General features: G+C 63.3%; 17 protein-coding genes. 7 read left to right on the top strand and 10 right to left on the bottom strand.

Going from position 1 to position 22,948, the window contains the following annotated elements; translation table 11 throughout:
• Window positions 1-34: 34 nt before the first annotated feature.
• On the bottom strand, window positions 35-1,291 hold the full coding sequence (locus HQ843_RS20695) for an AGE family epimerase/isomerase (protein WP_180901419.1): 1,257 nt from the start codon (window positions 1,289-1,291) through the stop codon (window positions 35-37).
• 259 nt (window positions 1,292-1,550) lie between these two features.
• On the opposite strand from HQ843_RS20695, the gene metH reads away from it, so the two are divergent.
• Window positions 1,551-5,321: a methionine synthase gene (metH, locus tag HQ843_RS20690; RefSeq protein ID WP_180901420.1), complete on the top strand. Its 3,771-nt coding sequence runs from the start codon at window positions 1,551-1,553 to the stop codon at window positions 5,319-5,321.
• A 19-nt stretch (window positions 5,322-5,340) separates the two neighbouring features.
• On the opposite strand, the gene HQ843_RS20685 is transcribed toward metH, so the two are convergent.
• The 6 genes from HQ843_RS20685 to HQ843_RS20660 form a co-directional block, all read right to left on the bottom strand.
• The gene (locus HQ843_RS20685; protein ID WP_180901421.1) at window positions 5,341-6,132 is read right to left on the bottom strand and encodes a phytanoyl-CoA dioxygenase family protein; all 792 of its coding nucleotides are present in this window, start codon (window positions 6,130-6,132) and stop codon (window positions 5,341-5,343) included.
• 167 nt (window positions 6,133-6,299) lie between these two features.
• On the bottom strand, window positions 6,300-6,917 hold the full coding sequence (locus HQ843_RS20680) for a glutathione S-transferase family protein (protein ID WP_180901422.1): 618 nt from the start codon (window positions 6,915-6,917) through the stop codon (window positions 6,300-6,302).
• A 156-nt stretch (window positions 6,918-7,073) separates the two neighbouring features.
• Window positions 7,074-7,514: a DUF779 domain-containing protein gene (locus HQ843_RS20675; protein WP_246710182.1), complete on the bottom strand. Its 441-nt coding sequence runs from the start codon at window positions 7,512-7,514 to the stop codon at window positions 7,074-7,076.
• An 87-nt stretch (window positions 7,515-7,601) separates the two neighbouring features.
• A complete protein-coding gene (gene adh, locus HQ843_RS20670; protein ID WP_210275344.1) occupies window positions 7,602-9,113 on the bottom strand; it encodes an aldehyde dehydrogenase in 1,512 nt (503 codons plus the stop codon).
• Window positions 9,114-9,317: 204 nt separating this feature from the next.
• Entirely contained in the window at window positions 9,318-10,331 is a 1,014-nt protein-coding gene (locus tag HQ843_RS20665) for a GAF domain-containing protein (protein ID WP_180901424.1), read from the bottom strand.
• Between the two features lie 247 nt (window positions 10,332-10,578).
• Window positions 10,579-11,793 (bottom strand): NADP-dependent isocitrate dehydrogenase, encoded by a 1,215-nt coding sequence (locus HQ843_RS20660; protein WP_180901425.1) that lies wholly within the window; start codon window positions 11,791-11,793, stop codon window positions 10,579-10,581.
• 204 nt (window positions 11,794-11,997) lie between these two features.
• On the opposite strand from HQ843_RS20660, the gene HQ843_RS20655 reads away from it, so the two are divergent.
• The 3 genes from HQ843_RS20655 to HQ843_RS20645 all read left to right on the top strand — a co-directional run bounded on the left by HQ843_RS20655 (window position 11,998) and on the right by HQ843_RS20645 (window position 15,105).
• Window positions 11,998-13,128, top strand: a complete 1,131-nt coding sequence (locus HQ843_RS20655) for a carbohydrate kinase (RefSeq protein ID WP_180903296.1) — start codon at window positions 11,998-12,000, stop codon at window positions 13,126-13,128.
• Window positions 13,121-14,044: a pseudouridine-5'-phosphate glycosidase gene (locus HQ843_RS20650; RefSeq protein WP_180901426.1), complete on the top strand. Its 924-nt coding sequence runs from the start codon at window positions 13,121-13,123 to the stop codon at window positions 14,042-14,044. Before HQ843_RS20655 ends, HQ843_RS20650 begins: the two co-directional genes overlap by 8 nt.
• A 68-nt stretch (window positions 14,045-14,112) precedes the next feature.
• A complete protein-coding gene (locus tag HQ843_RS20645; RefSeq protein WP_180901427.1) occupies window positions 14,113-15,105 on the top strand; it encodes an MDR family oxidoreductase in 993 nt (330 codons plus the stop codon).
• A gap of 5 nt (window positions 15,106-15,110) precedes the next feature.
• On the opposite strand, the gene HQ843_RS20640 is transcribed toward HQ843_RS20645, so the two are convergent.
• The 3 genes from HQ843_RS20640 to HQ843_RS20630 are packed head-to-tail and all read right to left on the bottom strand — an operon-like array spanning window position 15,111 to window position 19,609.
• Window positions 15,111-15,998, bottom strand: a complete 888-nt coding sequence (locus HQ843_RS20640; RefSeq protein WP_180901428.1) for a DMT family transporter — start codon at window positions 15,996-15,998, stop codon at window positions 15,111-15,113.
• A gap of 4 nt (window positions 15,999-16,002) precedes the next feature.
• On the bottom strand, window positions 16,003-18,378 hold the full coding sequence (locus HQ843_RS20635) for a PIG-L family deacetylase (protein WP_180901429.1): 2,376 nt from the start codon (window positions 18,376-18,378) through the stop codon (window positions 16,003-16,005).
• Window positions 18,379-18,397: 19 nt separating this feature from the next.
• Window positions 18,398-19,609: an ROK family transcriptional regulator gene (locus HQ843_RS20630; protein ID WP_180901430.1), complete on the bottom strand. Its 1,212-nt coding sequence runs from the start codon at window positions 19,607-19,609 to the stop codon at window positions 18,398-18,400.
• A 261-nt stretch (window positions 19,610-19,870) separates the two neighbouring features.
• Here HQ843_RS20630 and HQ843_RS20625 point away from each other — a divergent pair, with 261 nt between their 5' ends.
• The 3 genes from HQ843_RS20625 to HQ843_RS20615 are packed head-to-tail and all read left to right on the top strand — an operon-like array spanning window position 19,871 to window position 22,947.
• Window positions 19,871-21,121, top strand: coding sequence for an extracellular solute-binding protein (locus HQ843_RS20625; protein WP_180901431.1), 1,251 nt, complete (start codon window positions 19,871-19,873; stop codon window positions 21,119-21,121).
• A 9-nt stretch (window positions 21,122-21,130) separates the two neighbouring features.
• Window positions 21,131-22,093 (top strand): carbohydrate ABC transporter permease, encoded by a 963-nt coding sequence (locus HQ843_RS20620; protein ID WP_180901432.1) that lies wholly within the window; start codon window positions 21,131-21,133, stop codon window positions 22,091-22,093.
• Complete coding sequence (locus HQ843_RS20615) at window positions 22,090-22,947, top strand: carbohydrate ABC transporter permease (RefSeq protein ID WP_180901433.1); 858 nt, start codon at window positions 22,090-22,092, stop codon at window positions 22,945-22,947. Before HQ843_RS20620 ends, HQ843_RS20615 begins: the two co-directional genes overlap by 4 nt.
• Window position 22,948 lies beyond the last annotated feature (1 nt).

Raw genomic sequence — 22,948 nt, 5'->3', positions numbered from 1 at the left:
GCCGGCCCGCAATCATTCAGTCCGTGCGAAGATGTCAGGGCTGCTTGACGTCGCGGAAGATCATCTCCGGCAGGCTGCCAACGGCGGGATAGAGCGGAATGAGGCAGGCCTGAAGCGCGTGATAGATGTCGCTCTTGCCGGCAAACAGCGTGGATTGTGGGACCAGATCCTCCGACAATTCCTCATGCCAGCCGCCCTTTTCATGATCGAGCAGGTGGTTGGCGATGAAGCTCCACTGCTTGCGATAGGCATACATATGCATGTCCTCGCCGAAATTGGCCGTCAGGAAGTGGGTGGCGCCGATGCCCTCGGCATGCGGCCACCACAGCTTTGCCCGGTTCCTGGGCTGGTTGTTCCAGTCGAGCGTGTAGAAGATGCCGCGCTTTTCGAAGTCCCAACCGTATTTGAAGGCGGACACGAACAATTCGCGCGCGGCTTTCGGCATCCATTCGTGCGAGCGCCCGGTCAGCGTGTAGAGCTGGAGCAGAAGCCGGGTCCATTCGAGCCAGTGGCCGGGCGTGGTGCCGGCGGGCCGGAACATCTCGTTGCCGGAATAATTGTAGTCGATCTGCCAGTCTTCGGTGAAATGCTCGGCCACGCGGTATTCGCACGAGACTGCGTGCTTCTTGATGATCAGCTCGGCGATGCGCTTGGCCTTGGCGAGGTATTCGACATTGCCGGTCACCTCATAGGCTTCCATCAGCGCTTCGGTCATGTGCATGTTGCAGTTCTGGCCGCGATAGCCGGGCACTGGCGTCCAGTCGGTCTCGAATTCCTCGGCAACCGCGCCATGCTTCTCTTCCCAGAAGCGGGTGTTGATCACCTCGGTGACGTCGGCGATCATCGCGTCGGCCAGCGGATGGCCGGCGAATTTGGCGGAGGAGGCGGCGAGCAGCACGAAGGCATGGCCATAGGCCTGCTTGGTGGGGTTGGCGAGCGGGCCGTTATTGTCGATCTGCCAGAAATAGCCGCCATGCTGCTTGTCGCGATGATGCTCCCACAGATAGTTCATGCCGTGGTCCATCAGGTCGTCGCAGCCCGGCCGGCCCAGAAGATGGCCGATCGCCATGCAGTGGACCATGCGGGTGGTGGTGTGGATGCCGCGCACGGGATTGTCGCCGCCGGTCGGCCTTCCGTCCTTGTCGAATTCGTAAAACCCGCCCTTGGGATTGACCGAACGGTACTGGAAGTAGTCGAAGAGGTTGTTCGCCTGCTGCATCAGCCATTCTCGGTGATAGGGCCTCTTGATCCAGCGCGGCGGTGCGACCAGCGTGTTGATCTTCGGCTTCATGGCAAATCCTCCCTTTCGTGCGGCCAGGCCCGGCCCATGCAGGCACGCCGGCAATCCCGGCGTGTGTCGATTGATTAAGGTATATCGCGCTCTCGGCGTCATCACAATTCTGATTTGCATCGTCCTTGATCATGCGCAAAGAATGAAACACACAGGTGACACGGAGCGCCGCGCGCTGGACGTCCTGATTTCAGCCGCTATATGTTGACATAAAGATATCTTTATGTGATCTCATGGCTTCAAATTCTGGAGATGATTGATGTTTGACGACCTGTTCGGGGAAGAAGCGCCCAGGCGCGATGGCAAGGAAATCCGCGCCGCGCTGGAAAAGGCCGCGCGCGAGCGCATTCTGGTTCTCGACGGCGCCATGGGGACGCAGATCCAGGGCCTGGGTTTCGATGAGGACCATTTCCGCGGCGACCGCTTCATCGGCTGCGCCTGCCACCAGAAGGGCAATAACGACCTTCTGATCCTGTCGCAGCCGAAGGCGGTGGAGGATATTCATTTCGCCTACGCGATGGCCGGCGCCGACATCATCGAGACCAACACGTTTTCGGGAACGCGCATCGCGCAGGCCGATTACCAGATGGAAGGGATTGTCTACGACCTCAACCGGGATGGCGCGCGGGTTGCCCGCCGCGCGGCGCTCCGGGCCGAAAAGGAAGACGGCCGTCGCCGGTTCGTGGCCGGCGCCGTCGGCCCGACAAACCGCACCGCGTCGATTTCGCCGGACGTGAACAATCCCGGATACCGCGCTGTTTCCTTTGATCAATTGCGCGATGCCTATCGCGAGCAGATCAACGGGCTTATCGATGGCGGTTCCGACCTGATCCTGATCGAGACGATCTTCGATACGCTGAACGCCAAGGCGGCCGTGTTCGCCGCGCGTCAGGCGTTTCGCGAAAAAGGCATCGAACTGCCGCTGATGATTTCCGGCACGATCACCGATCTCTCCGGCCGCACATTGTCGGGCCAGACGCCGACGGCATTCTGGAACTCGCTGTCGCATGCCGACGCGTTCACCATCGGGCTCAACTGCGCGCTTGGCGCGGATGCCATGCTGCCGCATCTGCAGGAATTGTCCGGCGTCGCCGATACCTATATCTGCGCCTACCCCAATGCCGGCCTGCCGAACGAGTTCGGACTCTACGATCAGGACCCGGACGAAATGGCCGCCCTGATCCGCCCGTTTGCCGAGCAGGGGCTTGTCAACGTCATCGGCGGCTGCTGCGGCTCCACGCCCGAGCACATCGCCAGCATCCGCGACACCGTCAGCGCCTTTGCCCCGCGCGAGGTGCCGGAACATCGCGCCGTCATGTCGCTGTCGGGCCTTGAACCGTTCACGCTGACGAAGGACATTCCTTTCGTCAATGTCGGCGAGCGCACCAATGTCACGGGCTCGGCCAAGTTCCGCAAGCTGATCACCAATGCCGATTATGCCGCAGCCCTCGATGTTGCCCGCGATCAGGTCGAGGCCGGCGCGCAGATCATCGACATCAACATGGATGAAGGGCTGATCGATTCGCAAAAGGCGATGGTCGAGTATCTGAACCTGATCGCCGCAGAGCCGGATATCTCCCGCGTGCCGCTGATGATCGACTCCTCCAAATGGGAGATCATCGAAGCCGGCCTGAAATGCGCGCAGGGCAAGTCGCTGGTCAACTCGATCTCGCTGAAGGAAGGCGAGGAACAGTTCATCGAGCGCGCGCAGCTCATCCGCGATTATGGCGCGGCAACCGTGGTGATGGCGTTCGACGAGAAGGGCCAGGCCGACACCTATGAGCGCAAGGTGGAGATCTGTACCCGGGCCTATAATATCCTGACGCAAAAGGTCGGATTTCCGCCGGAAGATATTGTTTTCGATCCGAATATCTTCGCAATTGCCACCGGCATCGAGGAGCACGACAATTACGGCGTCGACTTTCTGGAGGCGACCAAGGCCATCCGCGAGACGCTGCCGGGCGCGCATATTTCCGGCGGGGTCTCGAACCTCTCCTTCTCCTTCCGCGGCAACGAGCCGGTGCGCCAGGCGATGCATGCGGTGTTCCTCTACCACGCCATCCAGGCGGGCATGGACATGGGCATCGTCAATGCCGGCCAGCTGATCGTCTACGAGAGCATCGATCCCGAACTGCGCGAGGCCTGCGAGGACGTGGTGATGAACCGGCGCTCCGATGCGACCGAGCGGCTGCTGGAGATTGCCGAGCGCTATCGCGGCACGGGCAAGACCGAGGCCCGAAAGCAGGATCTGACGTGGCGCGAATGGCCGGTCGAGAAGCGACTGGAACATGCGCTCGTCAACGGCATCACCGAATATATCGAAGGCGATGTCGAGGAAGCCCGGCAGGCCGCCGAACGGCCTCTGCACGTCATCGAGGGGCCGCTGATGGCCGGCATGAACGTCGTCGGCGATCTGTTCGGCGCGGGCAAGATGTTCCTGCCCCAGGTGGTCAAATCCGCCCGCGTGATGAAGCAGGGCGTGGCGGTGCTGCTGCCCTACATGGAAGAGGAAAAGCGCCTCAATGGCGACGAGCAGGGCCAGGCCGCCGGCAAGGTGATCATGGCGACCGTCAAGGGCGACGTGCACGATATCGGCAAGAACATCGTCGGCGTCGTGCTGGCCTGCAACAATTACGAGATCATCGATCTCGGCGTGATGGTGCCGTCCGAAAAGATCCTCGCCGCTGCGAAGGAGCACAAGGCCGATATCATCGGGCTTTCCGGCCTGATCACGCCCTCGCTCGATGAAATGGTGCATGTCGCCGCCGAAATGGAGCGCCAGGGCTTCGATATTCCGCTGCTGATCGGCGGGGCGACGACCAGCCGCGTCCATACCGCGGTGAAGATCCATCCGGCTTACGAGAAGGGGCAGGCGATCTATGTGACCGATGCGAGCCGCGCGGTCGGTGTCGTGTCGTCGCTGCTGACGCCGGAGGCGCGCGACGGCTATATCGGCAATATCCGCGCCGAATATGCCAAGGTCGCCGATGCCCACCGCAAGGCGGAGGCCGCCAAGAACCGGCTGCCGCTGCCGGCAGCGCGCGCCAACGCCGTCAAGATCGACTGGAACGCCTACGAGCCGACGCGGCCGTCCTTCCTGGGCACGAAGACCTTCGAGGATTACGACCTCGAAACACTGGCGCGCTATATCGACTGGACCCCGTTCTTCCAGACCTGGGAGATGAGGGGCCGCTATCCCGATATCCTGAAGGACGAAAAGCAGGGCGAAACCGCGCGCCAGCTGTTTGCCGACGCGCAGGCGATGCTGAAGCAGATCATCGACGAGAAATGGTTCCGGCCGCGCGCCGTGATCGGGTTCTGGCCGGCCAATGCGGTGGGCGACGATATCCGGCTTTACAGCGACGACAGCCGCGGCGAGGACCTCGCCACATTCTTCACGCTCCGCCAGCAGCTTTCCAAGCGCGGCGACCGGCCGAATGTGGCGATATCCGATTTCGTCGCGCCGGTCGAAAGCGGCAAGCAGGATTATGTCGGCGGCTTCGTGGTGACGGCGGGGATCGAGGAAGTCGCGATCGCCGAGCGTTTCGAGCGCGCCAATGACGACTATTCCTCGATCATGGTCAAGGCGCTCGCCGACCGTTTCGCGGAAGCCTTCGCCGAATGCATGCATGAACGGGTGCGTCGCGAATACTGGGGCTATGCGCCGGACGAGGCGTTTTCCAATGTCGAGTTGATCGGCGAATCCTATGGCGGCATCCGCCCCGCGCCCGGCTATCCGGCCCAGCCGGATCACACCGAGAAGAAAACACTGTTCGAGCTTCTCGATGCCGAAAAGGAGGCCGGTGTCGAACTGACGGAAAGCTATGCGATGTGGCCCGGTTCCTCGGTGTCCGGCATCTATATCGGCCATCCCGACAGCTATTATTTCGGCGTCGCCAAGGTCGAGCGCGACCAGGTGGAAGACTATGCGCGGCGCAAGGGCATGAGCATCGAGGAAATCGAACGCTGGCTCTCCCCGATCCTGAATTACATTCCGGCGGATGCCAAGCCGGTGGATGACGCCGCCTGAGCGGCGGCGTCATCCTGCCTTAGAAGGACAGTCCGCAAGCCCGCCGAATGGCGATCTGAACCGGGGACGGCGGCAGCGCCGGGTCGAATTCGCCGACAGGCAGAAGTGGCGGCTGGGCCATGAAGCGCGGCGTCGTTCCGCGATGCGGCTGGGCCCGGTGTACCAGGAACGGGTGGCAGAGATAGACCGTGCCAGCAGGACCCGTCGCCTCGACCTCCGGGCAGGCGGCGGTTGAAGCGTAGCCGTCGGCTGAAAGCGTCCGCAAGGAAAGGCCCGCCTCGCCATGAGGCAGCAATTGACGGGCGATCACGGCATGCGATCCCGCCCGGATGATGGTGGGGGCGTCGCGTTCCCCGACATCGGAGAACAGGAACAGCATCAGCAGAAGCCGGCCGGTGCTTTTCACATTCACCCGCCATTCCAGGAAGTCCGGATTTTCCAATCCGAAGCTCACATCCACATGCCAGCCATCGTCTCCGGCTGGCTGCGGCGAGGGGAAGCGGATCGGGAAGGTGCCGATGCCCCGAGGAGCGAGCCAACGTCCCTTGCCCGCCAACTGGTCATAGCTCAGGTGGAGGCGCGGCGTGTTGGCGGCTTCCACAAAGGCAGGCGAGGCCATCGATCCGATCCGGATCACCGGCTCGTTCCAGGTCTCCGGCGCATCCGGGGATAAACCGGTCGCCTGCCACAGCGCAGCGCGGCACTGGGCGGCCAGCGCGGTGTCGAAGGCGCGGTCGAGCCGCACATATCCGTCTTCGATGAAGGATGTGACCTGAGCAGCGCTCAGGCCGGTATCATGATCTTCTGACATATCAACATTTCTCCTGCGGGATCGCGCGTCTGTCGATCCCGTTGAAACCAAATCTGAAAATCCGCCGCCAGCGGTCTTCTCAGTTCAGCGGAAAAAATGTTGCCTTGATCATCATGGCTCTATTTTACACCTGCTGTCTTCGCGGGCAAGTCAGGTCCCGGCCGTGCTTATGCGAGCGCGGCAGCCGCTGCGTCATCAAGCTTGCTGGCGCGGATAAAGGTCGGGCGGGCGGTGACGCGTTCGGCATAGGCCGCGAAAGAAGCTCTTTTCTCCATCGTGCCGAATTGCAGGCCCCAGACGATCTGAGCGCCGACATAGACATCGGCTGCGGTGAAGCTGTCGCCGGCGATGAAGCGGCTTTCCGAAAGCCGCTGATCGAGCGTGTCCATGACGTTCTCGAAATTGCCGTAGCCAACGGCGCGTTCGCGTTCGGGCGGAACGGAAAAGCCGAATTGCCGGTTGACCACCGCGGCCTCGACCGGTCCTGCCGCGAAAAACAGCCAGCGGTAATAGGCCGCTCGCTCGGCAGGCGGCGGGGCGAGTTGTGCCTCGGGAAAGGCGTCGGCGAGATAGGCGCAGATTGCGGCGCATTCCGTCACCACCTTGCCGTCATCGACGATCGCCGGCACCTTGCCCATCGGGTTGATGGCGAGGTAGGCCGGCTCCTTCATCGTGCCGTTATAGGTCACAATGCGGGTCTCGTAATCGGTCCCGGCTTCCTCCAGCATCCAGCGGGCGATCCGTCCGCGCGATTGCGGGTTGGTGTAGAACGTGATCCTGCTCATAAATCTCTCCCGATGTTCTTTTTATGCTCTTTCCTATTCGCGTTGCGAATGCAAGGCCTCGAAGAACAAACCGGCGCGGATGCCGCATGAGGGCGCAGCCGAACGGTTGAAACAGGATGTGGTGACTTCCACTGACGCCGCGCGAAACATGCCCGTTCAGATGGCGGGCGCGCTTTTCCCGTCGGCTTTCTGCAGCATTGCCTGTTCTTCCCCGGTCAGAACGCGGGAACGGGTCAGAAATCGTTTTTCACGACCATTGTCGAGGCTGAACATGCCGCCGCGTCCGGGAACCACGTCGAGGATGAGCTGGGTATGCTTCCAGGCGGCAAATTGGGGGCCGGATATCCAGACCTCCGCGCCTTCGACCTCGCCAAGCAGAACGTCGCCGCCGCCGAGGTGGAATTCGGCTTTCGGATAGCACATCGGCGATGAGCCGTCGCAGCAGCCGCCGGATTGGTGGAACATGATCTCGCCATACTCGGACTGGATTTCGTGGATCAGCGCGCGGGCCGCAAGCGTGGCCGTCACGCGGCAATCGGGCTCCGCGCCTTCGGGCAATGCCTGATCCGTGACACAGGTGATGGCTTGCGTTTCCATGATTGTTCCTTCCGATGTCGTCGGCGGACGGAGCATGCGCTCCGTCCGCCTTCAGGGAGGAGGGGGCTTTGCACCCTCTTCTTGTGTTTAGAAGAAACCGACCTTTTCGGTTGAGTAGCTGACCAAAAGGTTCTTGGTCTGCTGATAGTGGTCGAGCATCATCTTGTGGGTCTCGCGCCCGATGCCCGACTGCTTGTAGCCGCCAAAGGCCGCATGCGCGGGATAGGCATGGTAGTTGTTGACCCAGACGCGGCCGGCCTGAATGTGGCGTCCGAAGCGGTAGCAGGTGTTGGCATCGCGCGACCACACGCCGGCGCCAAGCCCGTAGAGCGTGTCATTGGCAATCTCGAGCGCTTCGGCCTCATCCTTGAAAGTGGTGACGGAGACGACCGGGCCGAAGATTTCCTCCTGGAACACCCGCATCTTGTTGTGTCCCTTCAGGATCGTCGGCTCGATATAATAGCCATTTGCAAGCTCGCCGCCGAGATCGGCAGCCTTGCCGCCCAGCAGAACTTCCGCGCCTTCCTGACGGCCGATATCGAAGTAGCTCAGGATCTTTTCCTTTTGCTCGCTCGAGGCCTGCGCGCCGATCATGGTGTTGTCGGCGCGGGGATCGCCCTGGATGATCGCTTTGGTGCGGGCAATGGCGCGCTCCATGAAGGCGTCGTAGATATCTTCCTGGATCAGGGCGCGGCTCGGGCAGGTGCAGACCTCACCCTGGTTGAGCGCGAAGAACACGAAGCCCTCGACGGCCTTGTCGAGAAAGCCGTCATCCTCGCGCATGACGTCCTTGAAGAAGATGTTGGGCGACTTGCCGCCGAGTTCCAGCGTCACCGGAATGAGGTTTTCGGTGGCATATTGCATGATCAGCCGACCGGTCGTGGTCTCGCCGGTAAACGCGATCTTGGAGATGCGGGGGCTTTGCGCCAGCGGCTTGCCTGCCTCAAGGCCAAAGCCGTTGACGATGTTCAGCACGCCCGGCGGCAGGATGTCGGCGATCAGTTCCGCCAGCGCCATGATCGATGCCGGCGTCTGCTCGGCGGGCTTCAGCACCACGCAGTTGCCGGCAGCGATGGCGGGGGCCACCTTCCAGGCGGCCATCAGGATCGGGAAGTTCCACGGAATGATCTGGCCGACCACGCCGAGCGGCTCGTGGAAATGATAGGCGACGGTGTCGTCGTCAATCTCGCTCATCGTGCCTTCCTGCGCCCTCAGAGCCGAGGCGAAGTAGCGGAAATGGTCGGCGGCGAGCGGGATATCGGCATTCATGGTCTCGCGGATCGGCTTGCCATTGTCCCAGGTTTCGCAGGTGGCGATGTAGGAAAGATTGGCCTCGATCACGTCGGCGATCCTGAGCAGCGCGCGGGCGCGCTCCGCCGGCGCCGTCGCCCCCCATTTTGCCTTTGCGGCATGGGCGGCATCCAGCGCGAGCTCGATATCGGCGGCGTCGGAACGCGCGATCTCGTTGATCGCGGCGCCGGTTATCGGCGTCGTATTGGTAAAATAACGGCCGTTCTTCGGCGCCACGAACTTGCCGCCGATGAAATTGTCATAGCGGTCCTTGAAGGGGGATTTCAAAAGCCCTTCCGGTTTTGACATCTCGTTCATAAGGTCTCCTCCTCATCGTGAACTTCGGTGATGGGCAGAGTTTCGGGGTTTGATCGGCCGCTGTCATCCGCTGCAAACCGGCAGCAGGCTCAGACTGTCTCGCAATTGAGACAGTTTTCCGTGCCAAGGATGTTGATGGGGCGGGAAGATTGCGGCGGCCTGGAATGGCCACGCCCGAAAGCGCGTCGCTTCGGTTTATCTTTCCTCGAATCGTGATGGTACGCCGAGGCGCTTCATACGGCGATAAAGCGTTGCCCGACCTATACCCAGATCCTCCGCGGCGCGGCTTGCATTGCCGTGCCGGCGGGCGAGCGCCTTGAGGATCGCCGAGCGTTCCGCCGAGGCGAGGCCGGTTTCCGTCGTGCCGGCGGTCAGCAGGTCATCGGCGGGAACCGGCGAGAACATGCCGGCGGGCGCAAGCCCCAGCGCCAGCCGCGCGGCGCGGGTGGCGCCGATCACGAGGTCGTTCTCATCGACGGCGACAAGCGCGATTGCCGCCCCGCCGACCGCTTCCTTATCATCGCTGTCATCAACAAGAATGATTCGCTGGCCGCCATGATCGTGGCGGAAACAGTCAGCCTCGATCTGTCGCGCGGCCTGGCGGACGAGCGCTGCAATGAGCTGGTTGGCGGCCGGGGTCTGATCGCTGCGGGCCGACGAGATGTCGAGCGCGCCGATCAACTGGCCGTCCGCTCCGTAGATCGGCGCGTCAATGCAGCTCATCGCGATGTTGCGATCCAGAAAATGCTCGTCGCGATGGATGATGAGCGGCCGTTCCTCCGCCAGACAGGTCCCGATGCCATTTGTGCCAACGGCCGATTCCGACCAGCTTCGACCCGGTCTCAGGCCCCAGCTTTCGAAACTTGACTGGTCGCCGCTGCGCCACCGCGCATCGAGTACGACGCCGTCGGCATCGCTCAGGAAAACGCCGCAGGCAGAGAGGGATACGCATTTATAGAGATGATCCAGCTGGGCGCGCGCCACATGCATCAGAAGATCGGATTTCTGTATGCTCTGCTTCAGTTCCAGTTCGGACAACGTCTCGGCGCGGCGCGCTCTGGAGCTTGCCGGGTCGAGCCCGTGCTGAACCAGCGACCGCCACCACGAGGCGGCAACGGATGAGCGTGCCGGGCCGTTGACCGACAATGCCGTCGCGGTCACGATATCGGCGTGGGCACGGTTTTCCGCCGGCTTCGAAAAATAAGCCATCGGTATCTCCTCCCGCCGCCGGCGCGCACATCTGCGGTGCTGCTTCCGGTCTCCTCAGCGGTTCACATCGATATTGTTATCCAAAACGAGGCAGGAGTGAAGGGATTTCGGCGCGGGGCGCATCAGACTTTGGTGAACAGGCGCGTTTCGGGCTCCCGGACCGCGGATGAAGCGGCGCCTCCCGAGGGCAAACAAAAACCCGGCGCGATGGCCGGGTTTTCGGTATTCGTCGCAGAAGGCGTCGGCCTCAGGCCGCCATGGCCTTTTGCAGGTTCTCGTCGATCTTGTCGAGGAAGGCGGTGGTCGAGAGCCAGGGCTGGTCGGGGCCGATAAGCAGCGCCAGGTCCTTGGTCATGTGGCCGCTTTCGACGGTGTCGACGCAGACCTTTTCCAGCGTTTCGGCAAAGTGGATCAGGTCCTGATTGTCGTCGAGCTTGCCGCGATGGGCAAGACCGCGGGTCCAGGCGAAGATCGAGGCGATCGAGTTGGTCGAGGTCTCCTGGCCCTTCTGGTGCTGGCGGAAGTGGCGGGTGACCGTGCCATGGGCGGCTTCGGCTTCGACCGTCTTGCCGTCCGGCGTCATCAGCACCGAGGTCATCAGGCCGAGCGAGCCGAAGCCCTGGGCGACGATATCGGACTGGACGTCGCCGTCATAGTTCTTGCAGGCCCAGACATAGCCGCCGGACCACTTCAGCGCGGCTGCGACCATGTCGTCGATCAGGCGGTGCTCGTACCAGATCTTCTTCTTTTCATATTCAGCCTTGAACTCTGCCTCGTAGACGTCCTGGAAGATATCCTTGAAGCGGCCGTCATAGGCCTTGAGGATGGTGTTCTTGGTCGAGAGGTAGCAGGGAACGCCGCGCATCAGGGCATAGTTCAGCGAGGCGCGGGCGAAATCGCGGATCGAATCGTCGAGGTTGTACATCGCCATGGCAACGCCGGAGGAGGGCGCGTCGAACACTTCGTGCTCGATTTCCTTGCCGTCCTCGCCGACGAACTTGATCGTCAGCTTACCCTTGCCCGGGAAGCGAAAGTCGGTGGCGCGGTACTGGTCGCCGTAAGCGTGACGGCCGACGATGATCGGCTGGGTCCAGCCCGGCACCAGGCGCGGCACGTTCTGCATGATGATCGGCTCGCGGAAGATCACGCCGCCGAGAATGTTGCGGATCGTGCCGTTCGGCGAGCGCCACATCTTCTTCAGCGAGAATTCCTCGACGCGGGCTTCGTCCGGCGTGATCGTCGCGCATTTGATGCCGACGCCGTGCTTCTTGATGGCGTTGGCGGCGTCGACGGTGACCTGATCGTCGGTGGCATCGCGGTTTTGAACTGAAAGGTCGTAATATTCGATCGGCAGGTCGAGATAGGGCAGGATCAGCTTTTCCTTGATGAACTGCCAGATGATGCGCGTCATTTCATCGCCATCGAGATCGACAACCGGATTTGCCACCTTGATCTTCGTCATGCTTCTTCCTCGTCTGCGGGGCGTGGCCCTCGTGTATCAACAGTTTCCCGTGGGCTATAGCATCGCGGTCGCGGGGAAAAAAGGCATGTCGACCCGAAACTTCGCGAAAAGTGCCTGTTGGCGGGCGGCGCCTCTGGCATGATGTCATAACTGATGTTATTGGCGTAACAAATGTTATGGTTTGCGCGGCGGCAAGGGCGTGGAATGGCCGAACTGAGCGATGTCGAAAATGCGGTGCTGGGCCTCATCCGCCAAAATCCATTTGCGGGCCAGCAGCAGATGGCCGACCAGCTTGGCCTGTCGCGTTCTGCGGTGGCGGCCCATGTGGTGCGGCTCACCGAGCGGGGCTTTATTCTCGGGCGGGGTTATCTGCTGCCGGAAGAGGGCCGGGTGGTTGTCATCGGCGGGGCGGTGATCGACCGCAAATACCTCGCCCGCGCGCCGCTGATTGCCGGGACCTCGAACCCGGTCGAGGGCATGCGCAGCTTCGGCGGCGTCGCCCGCAATGTCGCTGAAAACCTGGCGGCGCTCGGGGCCGGCGTCAGCTTCGTTTCCGCGATAGGGGCGGATGAGAGCGGGCGCGATCTCTCCCGCCATCTCGGCGCGCGCGGTATCGATGTGGCCAATCTCTATGCATTGCCGGACGAGCGGACGGCGGAATATGCCGCCATTCTGGAACCCGGCGGCGACCTTGCCTATGGTATCGCCGACATGGCGATCTTCGACCGGCTGACGCCGGAGCTTGTCGCCAATGCAGCCCCCTCCCTTGCCGCCGCAAGGCTGGTGTTTGCCGATTGCAACCTGCCGGCCGCAACCCTTGCCGCCCTGATCGACCAACGGCGCGGCGGGCGGTTCGAGCTGGCGATCGACGCAGTCTCGACGCCGAAGGTCAAGAAGCTGCCGGCCGATCTTTCCGGCGTCGACCTCCTGTTCCTCAATCTTGATGAGGCTTGCGCTTACATTGGTTCGTCATTTTCGAGGAATATCAATGGAATGCAGCAGGCGGCGAAAGCGCTGAACGAAGCCGGAGCGGCCACCGTGATCCTGACATCCGGCACCCTCGGCGCCGTGGTTTCTGCCGGCGGCGCGGCAAGCACGGTGCCGGTGGTGGCGGCAAGGCCTGTGGATATGACCGGCGCCGGCGATGCGATGATCGCCGGAACCCTTCACCATTATCTTGAGAGCGGCGCGCTTCATGAGGCCGTGCGGCGGGGCGCGCTCATTGCGGCGCTGACCACCGAGAGCGCGGCAAGCGTCCATCCGCAAATGTCCATCCACTTTGTCGAGGCCAATCTTCATCGCCTCGGACCAATCGAAGGAGAAGCACATGTCTGACATTGAAATCGTTCTCGGCACGGACGTTAAAGAGGCGCTGTCTCAGGGCCGGCCGGTGGTGGCGCTGGAATCGACCATCATCACCCACGGCATGCCCTATCCCGCAAATCTCGAAACCGCGCTCGGCGTTGAAGCGGTGGTCCGCGAAAACGGCGCGGCGCCGGCCACCATCGCCGTGATCGACGGCAAGCTCCACGCCGGCCTCGACCGCGATGTGATCGAGCGGCTGGCGAAGGTGGAGGACGGCGTCGTCAAGGCCTCAAGCCGCGACCTCGCGGTGGCGATGGTCAAGGGCCAGACGGCCGGCACCACGGTTTCGGCGACGATGAAGATCGCCGCGCTCGCGGGGATCCCGATCTTTGCCACCGGCGGCGTCGGCGGCGTCCATCGCGGCGCTGAACAGACCTTCGATATCTCGGCCGACCTGACCGAGCTCGGGCGCACGCCGGTGACGGTGATCTGCGCCGGGGTGAAGTCGATCCTCGATATTCCGAAGACGCTCGAATATCTGGAAACCCAGCGCGTGCCGGTCATCGCCTATCGCAGCGACGATTTCCCGGCCTTTTTCACCCGCTCCAGCGGCCGCAAGGCCGACCACAGGCTGGATAGCGCCGAAGAGATCGCGCGGACGATGATCGCCCATGACCGGCTTGCGACCGGGACCGGCATTCTGATCGCCAATCCTGTGCCGGAAGCCGATGCGCTGACGCCGGCATTCATCGATGGCACCATCGACGATGCGGTGCGCGAAGCCGGGGAGCGCGGCATCGCCCGCAAGGAACTGACGCCGTTCCTGCTGGCGCGGATCAACGAATTGTCCGAGGGCCGCAGCCTGAGGGCCAATATCGCGCTGGTGAAGAACAATGCGGCGCTCGCCGCAAGGATCGCGGCCGCGCGGATCGCCGCGCTTTCCTGAAGGCGGATTGCGTTTCGCGCCGGTCTCGTTACTCTCCGGTGCAAATCGCAGAACCCGAGGAGACCGCGATGACCGAGACCTTTCCCGCGCTGCTGATCCGCGACAAGGAACACCCCGCTGCCGTGCTGACGGAGCTGAAACGCGAGGACCTGCCCGACCTGCCGGTGCTGGTGCGGGTGGATTATTCCAGCCTCAATTACAAGGACGGGCTTTCGGTTACCGGAAAGGGGCGGATCGCGCGGCGGTTTCCGATGGTGCCGGGCATCGATATCGCCGGCACGGTGGTCGAATCGGCAAGCGATGCGTTTCAGCCCGGCGATCGGGTGGTTGTCACCGGGGCCGGCCTGTCCGAGACCGAGTGGGGCGCGTTTTCAGCCTATCAGCGGCTGAAGCCCGAATGGCTGATGAAGCAGCCGGAACGCTTCGACCAACGCCAGGCGATGGCGATCGGCACCGCCGGCGTGACGGCGGCGCTCTGCGTCAACCAGCTTCTCGCCTGGGGCAATCTTTCGACGGATGGCGGCAGCGTGCTGGTCACCGGGGCCGCCGGCGGCGTCGGCTCCTATGCCGTGGCGCTGCTTGCCGCACTCGGCTTTCACGTGACCGCCTCCACCGGCAGGCCCGAGACCCATGACTACCTGCGTCAGCTCGGCGCGAAAGCCTTCATCGACCGCAAGACGCTTTCGGAGGCCGGAAGACCGTTGCAGGAGGAGCGCTGGATCGGCGCGGTCGACAGCGTCGGCTCGACCACGCTTGCCAATGTTCTGGCGCAGACGGTGCGCGATGGCGCGGTGGCGGCCTGTGGGCTTGCCGGAGGTCCGGATCTGCCGGCAACCGTGATGCCGCATATCCTGCGTTCGGTCACGCTGATCGGCGTCGATTCCGTGTTCGCCCCGCCACGTCGCCGCGAGGCTGCATGGCGGCTGCTGCAGAACAATCTGACTCCGCAGCATATCGACCTCGTCACCGCCGGCGAAATCGATCTTCAGGGTCTGCCGCAGGCGGCGGAAGACATTCTGGCCGGCAAGGTGCGCGGACGGCTGATCGTGAAGGTGGCTTAGGCCGATTATCGCCGCCGTCTCGCCTCGATGAGCCGGGTTCCCTGCAAGGCGATGAGGATCACCGCCACGCCGATGAAGATGCGCGGCGGCGGGACTTCGGCGAAGAAAAAGAAACCGGCGGCGGCGGAGAAGAACACCGAGAGATAGCCGAACGGGGCGAGCACGCTCGCATCGCTCTTCTGATAGGCCTTCAGCCAGCAATATTGCCCTGCCTGCGCCAGAAGCCCGATCAGGGCGAGCACCGGCCAGTGGGCAAGCGGGACCGGCTGCCACATGATCACGGCCGGAATGCCGGTCAGCAGTGCAAGGCCGACCGTGTAGAACGCCATCATCACGATCGTACTTTCATCCTTCAGCCGTCGCGTCTGGATCGTCGCCATGGCGCCGAAGAAGATACTGGCGACGACCACCAGCAGGCCGGGATGAAACGCCATTTCACCGGGCGAGACGATGATCAGCGCACCGCCGAAGGCAAGGGCTGCACCCAGCCATCGGAGGCGGCTGACCCTTTCGCCGAGAAGAAGCGCCGCCAGCCCCATGGTCACCAGCGGCCGGGTGAAGCCGAGCGCGTTCACCAGAACCAGCGGCAGCATGGCGAAGGCGAGGAAGTTCGAGGTCAGCGCGATCGCGTTGCAGGTCACGCGGAAGGCATTGCGCAGCGGATAGCGCATGTCCGCGAGTTCGCCGCGATGGCGGACAATCATCGGCAGGATGAAGACAAGGCCGATCAGCGCGCGGATGAACACGAGCTGGATCGCCGGATAGGCAACGCTGTTGGCCTTCACCAGTGCGCTCATGAAGGTCACCAGCGTCATGTCGGCGAAGAGCCAGACGACACCCTGGCCCGTCGCGTTCTTCTCCTCGGGCTTCGTTGCCGGGGCGTCGGCGCTCACGGAATCATGCCGGTTGAACGAGGTTCGCCATCAGCCGGAAAGCGCCGGGGGTGAGGCGGTCCATCTGGTGGTGGAGCACGAGGCTCGTATGAGTATGCCGGCCCTTGCCGATGGCAGCGGAGACGAGGGCGCCGAGAAGCGGCTTCTCGTCGGCATCGTGCATGGCGAGCAGCGGCTCGTAGGCCTCGTCCCATTCGGCCGAGAAATAGAGCCCGCGTTCCTTGTGCCAGCCGGCCCAGTCTTCCGGCCCGATCACGTTCGGACCGGCGAGAAGCGTGTGGCCGGGCGCCAGCACGTCGACATCGGCGGCCGGGTTGGTCACCCGCCAGCGCAGCGACGGCGTGCCGATCTTCAGGTAGCGCGGCGGGGTCGTCTCAGGGTTCCAGCCATCGGAGGGGCGATGGTAGAGCGTGACGAGGTGGCCGCCATCCTCGACGAAGCGATGGAGCTTCTTCGTGGCCGCCGCAAGATCCGTCCGTGTGCCGAAGGCGAAGATGCCGATGACGATGGTGGTGAAACCCGAAAGGTCGCCGGAAAGGGCGTTGGCATCGAGCTCGGTGACGTCGAGGCCCATGCGCTGCAGCCAGGTGCCGACATTGTCCGCGCCGCCGCCGACATAGCCGACCCGCGCGCCCTCGGGCAGCGTCAGGTCGAGCGCCAGCACGCTCAGCACCTCCGGCCGGACAAAGCGGTTGCGGCCGATATGCGGGTAGCTGAAGCTTGTGATATTAGCCGCCGGCTGGCCCTCGATTTCCGGCGTCAGGATGGTAAGGCCGGGAGCCGGACTGGCAGGTATTTTAACCTTGAAGCTTTCGCCTTCGCCGGTGACCTCGAAGCCGTTAACCGTCTTAAAGTGAAGTGGCAGGTCGGTGTCCGCGGTGAAGGAGAGTTCCGGCGGAACCTTTTGAAGCGGAACGATAAATGCGTTTGGCTTCAGCATGACGGAATGCGCGGGCGCAAGCGGAAGCGCGGTTTCGAGATCGAAGCTGCGCGTCACCTTGCGTCCGGCGATTTCAGCCGACAGCGTCACCGAAACCGGGCCATTGCCGCCGAGCGAGGACCACAGCGGCGGGTACTGGTTGGAGAGCGGTGCGCCGGTATCGGCGGCAAGCGTGAAGCGATGGATGCCGGCGGTCTCGCTGGCCTCAGTGACGCGGACGCCCTCCGGCAGGTTCGGCGCAACGGTGGCGGACATGCCTTCGCCGAGGACCACGGTCAGCGCGGCGGTGCCGCCCGGCGTCATATATTCAGCCTCGCCATAGGCGCGCTCGAAGATGCGGGCGCTCTCGAACAGCGCCGCGTCGATCTCGGCGCGCTTGCGTGTGAGGCGATGGCCATGGAGGCGCATGAACGCGTCGTCGGCCTCGGCTTGCGCAGCCTCGAGCCGGCTTGCGGCCTCGGCAAGGCATTTCTGCACGGCTGCGGCGTTCGGGAAGGCGGCGATCGCGGCGGCAAAAGCGGCGTCGGCGGCGGCGAGCGCATCGTGCAGCGGGCCTGTCTCGGCGAGGGCTGCAAGCGAGGAGGGCAGGCCGTCGAGGATCGTCGCTTCGGGCAGGCCGGCCCTGTCGCCGCTGAGCAGGTGAAGCTGCCAGACATGGTCCGGGCGCTCCGGCCACCAGCCCATGCCCTGCGAGGCGTGGTAATAGCGCGACCACTCGCCGATGCGGTCGTAGTCGGCCCCGGTCACGGGGTCGGTCTTCCGGACATCGATGGTGAGCGTCGCGGGGGGCGGGGGCAGGTCGTCGTCATAGGTGCCGCCGCCGCCCGACCATGCGGGGAGGTAGTATTTGGCGACCTTCCAGGGCTTCAGGCCCTCGGCGAAATGCTCCGGATAGGCGGTGTCGTTGGCTGCAAGGCGCAGCGCCGTTTCGGCGGCGCGGGTCATGGCGCGGTGGTGGCCGTGCTGGCCGGGGACGTCGAGGAAGGTCGGGATGACGATGTCGGGCCGCTCGGTGCGGTAGGCGCGCACCAGCCGTTCGATCGTGCGCTCCTCGCCCCAGCGGGCGAAGGTGGCGTCGCCATCCTTGGAGAAGCCGAAATCATGGACCGGATCGTCCGGCCCGTGGCCGAGCCAGTGGATGTCGGCATCGAGCGCGCGGGCGGCCTCTTCCAGTTCGCGGGTGCGCATCACGCCGAGCGCGCCGAGCCGCTCCGGCCCGAGCACGTTCTGCCCGCCTTCGCCGCGGGTCGAGCAGGCGATGATGACGCGCATGCCGAGGCCGAGGCTGAACCAGGCGAGCATGCCGGATTGTTCGTCGTCGGGATGGGCGCCGGTGTTCATCAGCGTCACCGGCGAGGTCAGCCGGGTGAGCGCCCGGTAGAGCCGGACGTGAGAAGACGAAGCCATTTCCTGTTCGATGCGCTGGCGCGGCGTGAGCATGCTGTTCCCCGTGGTTGTTTCAGGCCACCTGCTGGTCGGGCGGCGATGTTTCGAGTTTCGGTGTCAGGATTTCGAAGAGCGGCAGGGCGGCAGCGCCGAGGGCCGCCGTATACTGCCCGGTCTGGCCGCGCATCACCCGCGGCTGGGTGCGCCCGGTGCGGGCGGCGACGGATGGCGGCAGCGGCGGCAGGCGGGCGATCACCGCGTCCATGACGCTGTCGGAAAACGCGCCGCTGAAGATGATGGTTTCCGGGTCGAAGATGTTTTCAAGCAGGCCGATGACGGTCGACAGGTGGGAGGCAGCTTCCTCGATCCACGCCTGAACCACTGTGTCTCCGGATTCGAAAAGTTCTTCTATTTCAGATATCTGAGGGCGTTCTCTGCCGCTTTGAACGAATTTTTCATGGAGCGCGTGCAGGGAGGCGTAGCGCTCCAGGCAGCCGTGCTGGCCGCAGGGGCAGAGCCGTCCGGACGGGACCACCGGCACATGGCCGATCTCGCCGGCATTGCCGAAGGCGCCCCGATAGGGCGCGCCGTCATGGATCATGCCGAGGCCGATGCCGGTGCCGAAATAGAGCATGCAGAAATGCGATATCGCGTGGCCCGCGCCGAACAGCCGTTCGGCAACGGCGGCGGCGGCCGCGTCGTTTTCGAGCGCAACCTCGATGCCGCAGGCCTCCGTCAGCGCGGCCTTGACGTCGATGCCGCTCCAGCCGGGGAGCGTGGTCGGGCCGACGAAGCTCATGCCCTCGATGCCGAACGGACCGGGCATTACCACGCCGACGCCGAGCAGCGGCGAATCGAACGATTTTCGCGCGCGCTCCACTTCCAGGCTGAACACCGGGAGGCAGCGCTCCGGGCGGGTGTCGGCGAGCGGAATGATGCGCTTGTATCGCAGCACGCCGGTCAGATCGAGCACGGTGACGACCATCTGGTCGGTGGCGATCTCGACGCCGATCGTGGCGGCGCCTTCCGGGTTGACGGCGAACTGGATCGGCGGCTGGCCGCGGCCGGAACGGCGGCGTCCTGTGCTGATCAGCAGGCCGGAGCCCACAAGATCGTCGACGATGTTGGCGACGGCTTGCGCGGTGAGCTGCGTCTGGCGCGCGATCTCCATGCGGCCGAGCATGCCGTGCTGGCGCACGATATCCAGCACGACCCGGCGATTGTGTTCCCTGTTGCGTTCCGGATTGTTGCCGATGGCGAACTGCCCGCGCGTCTTTTCGTTCATTTCATTCCGCTTTCTGAAGGCCTTCAGTCTGATGCGGGACTTTTCTAACGTCAATATATTAATTCAATTAGATTATGTTATTGACAAATCCCCGATGTCACGCAACCGTAATGACGAGGCGCCGGGATGCGGCGCTCCCTGGGCACCGTAACAGCGGGCCCCGGCAAGAATGAACACTGGCCGCCACCGAGAGGGATGACGGCTTTTCGGGAACAAAAGCCCTGAGGGCCGTGGCGGCCGTTTTGGGAAGTGGAGAGATTTATGCCCAGGCTACTTTTATTGGCCGGACTGGTGTCCGGCGTCAGCATGCTTTCAGTCAGCTCCGCCAATGCGGTCGAGATCGAGTACTGGCAGTATATCTACGAGACCCGCGTCAACGCGATGGACCAGCTGATCGAGAAGTTCGAGGCGGCCAATCCGGATATCACCGTCAAGCAGGTGACCTTCCCCTACGCCGATTACCAGACCCGAATTGTCGCCGCCAACATGGCCGGCAAGGGTCCGGACGTGATGCAACTGTTCTATGGCTGGCTCGACAAGTTCGTGGCCGGCAATCTGCTGCAGCCGCTGTCGCAGGACGCCTTCCCGCAGGACAAGATCGAGAGCGAGTTCTTCCCGATCGTGACCGCGATGAAGCGCGACGGCGAATATTACGGCCTGCCGACCGCCGTGCGCTCGCTGGCGCTGTTCTACAACAAGAAACTGTTCGAGGAGAACGGTCTCGACCCCAACAGCCCGCCGCAGACGCTCGATGACATGGTCGCGGCCGCCAAGGCGATCGCCAAGCATGACGGTGCCGGCAACATTACCGTCGAGGGCATGACGCTCGACATGGCCGGCCAGGACCACCAGTGGTGGCGCGAAGTGCTGGTGCGCCAGTATGGCGGCGTTCCCTATACCGACGACTACCGCAAGGTCACCTATGACAGCCCGGAAGGCACCGAGGCGCTGGCCTTCTACACCGATCTCCAGCTCAAGGAAAAGGTCGGCCAGGCGGGCTTCATGGATGAAGCCCAGGCAGCCTTCAAGGGCGGCCGCGCCGGCATGACCATCGATGGCACCTTCCGTCTCGGCTCGTTCGGCCAGATCGAGGATTTTGAATGGGGCGTGACCGAGTTGCCGGCCAATGCCGACGGCATGCGCTCCAACTATTCGAGCTATTTCGCCAACGGCATCGGCGCCAAGGTGGAAGGCGAGGAGCTTGAAGCCTCGGAGAAGTTCCTGGCCTATCTGACCTCGCCGGAAGCCATGGAAGTCTGGCTCGACGTCGTTGGCGAACTGCCGGCTCGCCGCGAGGTGGCGCTGACGGACAAGAACGTTTCGAACCCGATCTACGGCCCGTTCCTGAAGGGGCTGGCATACGCCCATACCACGCTGTTCGTTGACGAATCCGCCCAGCGTCAGGTCGCCATCGACATGGCGAACCGGGTGCTTCTGAATGGCCAGTCGCCTGCCGACAGCATCAAGGAAGCGGCCGCGCAGGAACAGAAGATCATCGACGAAGCGATGTGAGGCGGCAAAATGCCCGTTCAGGCTGAAGCAACCAAAGGGGCGGCCGCGAGCCGCCCCCATGGCCGCCCCGAAGGCGGCGGCTTTTCCGACCGTTTTTCAATGCACACCAAGCGGCTCATCTGGATCTGGACCTTTCTGGCCCTGCCGGTGCTGTTTTACAGCGTCATCCGGTTCTATCCGACGCTCGACGCCTTCCGGCTGTCGCTGACGGACTGGAACCTGATGAAACCGCCGAAATTCATCGGTCTTGAAAACTACCGGAAGATGTTCGCCGATCCGGCGTTCTGGCAGGTGTTCAAGAACACCTTTGCCTATCTAATCTTCGGCACGCCGATCTCGCTGGTGCTGTCGTTCACCATCGCCTTCTTTCTTGATCGGGTGCGCTTCGGCCACGGGTTCATCCGCGCGCTCTATTTTCTGCCGTTCCTGACGACGGCTGCGGCGATGGCCTGGGTCTGGCGCTGGTTCTACCAGCCCGCGCCCATCGGAGTCATCAACGACCTTCTCGCCCAGTTCGGCCTCCAGCAGCAGCCCTTTCTGCGCTCGACCACGCAGGCGCTGCCCTCGATCATGGTGACGGCGATCTGGGCCGGGCTCGGCTTCCAGGTCATCATCTTCATGGCGGGGCTCCGCGCCATTCCCACCACCTTCTACGAGGCCGCGCGCATCGACGGGCTCGGCGAATGGGCGATCCTGCGCAGGATCACGCTGCCGCTGCTGAAACCGACCACCGTGTTTCTCGTGGTGCTGTCCTCGATCGGGTTCCTCAGGATCTTCGATCAGGTCTACAACATGACCACCAATGATCCCGGCGGCCCGCTCGGCTCCACCAAGCCGCTGGTGCTGATGATCTATCAGTCGGCCTTCTCATCCTACCAGATGGGCTACGCCGCCGCGCAGACCGTGGTTCTCTTCCTCATCCTGCTGGTCATCTCGCTGCTGCAGCTCTGGATCCTGAGGGACAAGTCATGACCGATATCACCCGCGAGGCGGCTGTCTCCCGCTACCGTCCCAAGGTTCGCCCCGGCTATGTGCTGATGTGGACGCTGCTGCTGATCGGCGGCATCGTGATGATCACGCCGATCCTGTTCATGTTCGCGACCTCGCTGAAGCCGTCGAGCCAGGTCTACGACCTGCGGCTGATCCCGCAGGACCCGACGCTTGCCAATTATATCGAGGTGCTGACCTCGTCCGGCTTCGCCCGCTGGTTCGTCAACTCGCTTCTGATCGCCACCATCGTCACCTGCTCGAACGTGTTCTTCGACAGTCTGGTCGGCTACACGCTCGCGAAATTCCGCTTTCGGGGCCGCCGCTTCATCTTCCTCGCGATCCTCTCGACCCTGATGATCCCGACCGAGATGCTGGTGATCCCGTGGTATCTGATGTCGGCCAATTTCGGCTGGCACGACAGCTATTGGGGGATCATGTTCCCCGGCATGATGACCGGTTTCGGCACCTTCCTGATGCGCCAGTTCTTCGAGGGCGTGCCGGACGATTTCATGGAGGCCGCCCGCATCGACGGCATGAACGAGTTCGTCATCTGGTGGCGGATCGCGATGCCGCTGGTCGCGCCCGCGCTTTCGGCGCTCGCGATCTTCACCTTCCTCGGAAACTGGACGGCGTTCTTCTGGCCGCTGATCGTCACCACCTCCAGCGAGCTCTATACGCTGCCCGTCGGCCTCTCGTCCTTCGCGGTCGAAGCGCAGATCGAGTGGGAGATGATCATGACCGGGGCCGCACTTGCCACCATACCGACGCTGCTCGTGTTCCTGATCTTCCAGCGCTATATCGTGCGCGGGGTCATGCTCGCCGGCGTCAAGGGATAAA

Origin of the sequence: Martelella sp. NC20 (assembly GCF_013459645.1) — a bacterium.
Classification (GTDB): Bacteria; Pseudomonadota; Alphaproteobacteria; order Rhizobiales; family Rhizobiaceae; genus Martelella.
Note: the sequence above shows the minus strand (reverse complement) of the source record. Positions and strands in the feature narration are given on the sequence as shown.

Bases quoted from the DNA above. Each gene is read 5' to 3' on its own strand.
- HQ843_RS20660 (WP_180901425.1), bottom strand. From the start codon at position 11,793: ATGACGAAGATCAAGGTGGCAAATCCGGTTGTCGATCTCGATGGCGAT.
- HQ843_RS20675 (WP_246710182.1), bottom strand. From the start codon at position 7,514: ATGGAAACGCAAGCCATCACCTGTGTCACGGATCAGGCATTGCCCGAA.
- HQ843_RS20630 (WP_180901430.1), bottom strand. From the start codon at position 19,609: ATGAACGAAAAGACGCGCGGGCAGTTCGCCATCGGCAACAATCCGGAA.
- HQ843_RS20695 (WP_180901419.1), bottom strand. From the start codon at position 1,291: ATGAAGCCGAAGATCAACACGCTGGTCGCACCGCCGCGCTGGATCAAG.
- HQ843_RS20615 (WP_180901433.1), top strand. From the start codon at position 22,090: ATGACCGATATCACCCGCGAGGCGGCTGTCTCCCGCTACCGTCCCAAG.
- HQ843_RS20680 (WP_180901422.1), bottom strand. From the start codon at position 6,917: ATGAGCAGGATCACGTTCTACACCAACCCGCAATCGCGCGGACGGATC.
- HQ843_RS20665 (WP_180901424.1), bottom strand. From the start codon at position 10,331: ATGGCTTATTTTTCGAAGCCGGCGGAAAACCGTGCCCACGCCGATATC.
- HQ843_RS20635 (WP_180901429.1), bottom strand. From the start codon at position 18,378: ATGCTCACGCCGCGCCAGCGCATCGAACAGGAAATGGCTTCGTCTTCT.
- metH (WP_180901420.1), top strand. From the start codon at position 1,551: ATGTTTGACGACCTGTTCGGGGAAGAAGCGCCCAGGCGCGATGGCAAG.
- HQ843_RS20625 (WP_180901431.1), top strand. From the start codon at position 19,871: ATGCCCAGGCTACTTTTATTGGCCGGACTGGTGTCCGGCGTCAGCATG.
- adh (WP_210275344.1), bottom strand. From the start codon at position 9,113: ATGTCAAAACCGGAAGGGCTTTTGAAATCCCCCTTCAAGGACCGCTAT.
- HQ843_RS20650 (WP_180901426.1), top strand. From the start codon at position 13,121: ATGTCTGACATTGAAATCGTTCTCGGCACGGACGTTAAAGAGGCGCTG.
- HQ843_RS20655 (WP_180903296.1), top strand. From the start codon at position 11,998: ATGGCCGAACTGAGCGATGTCGAAAATGCGGTGCTGGGCCTCATCCGC.
- HQ843_RS20645 (WP_180901427.1), top strand. From the start codon at position 14,113: ATGACCGAGACCTTTCCCGCGCTGCTGATCCGCGACAAGGAACACCCC.
- HQ843_RS20685 (WP_180901421.1), bottom strand. From the start codon at position 6,132: ATGTCAGAAGATCATGATACCGGCCTGAGCGCTGCTCAGGTCACATCC.
- HQ843_RS20620 (WP_180901432.1), top strand. From the start codon at position 21,131: ATGCCCGTTCAGGCTGAAGCAACCAAAGGGGCGGCCGCGAGCCGCCCC.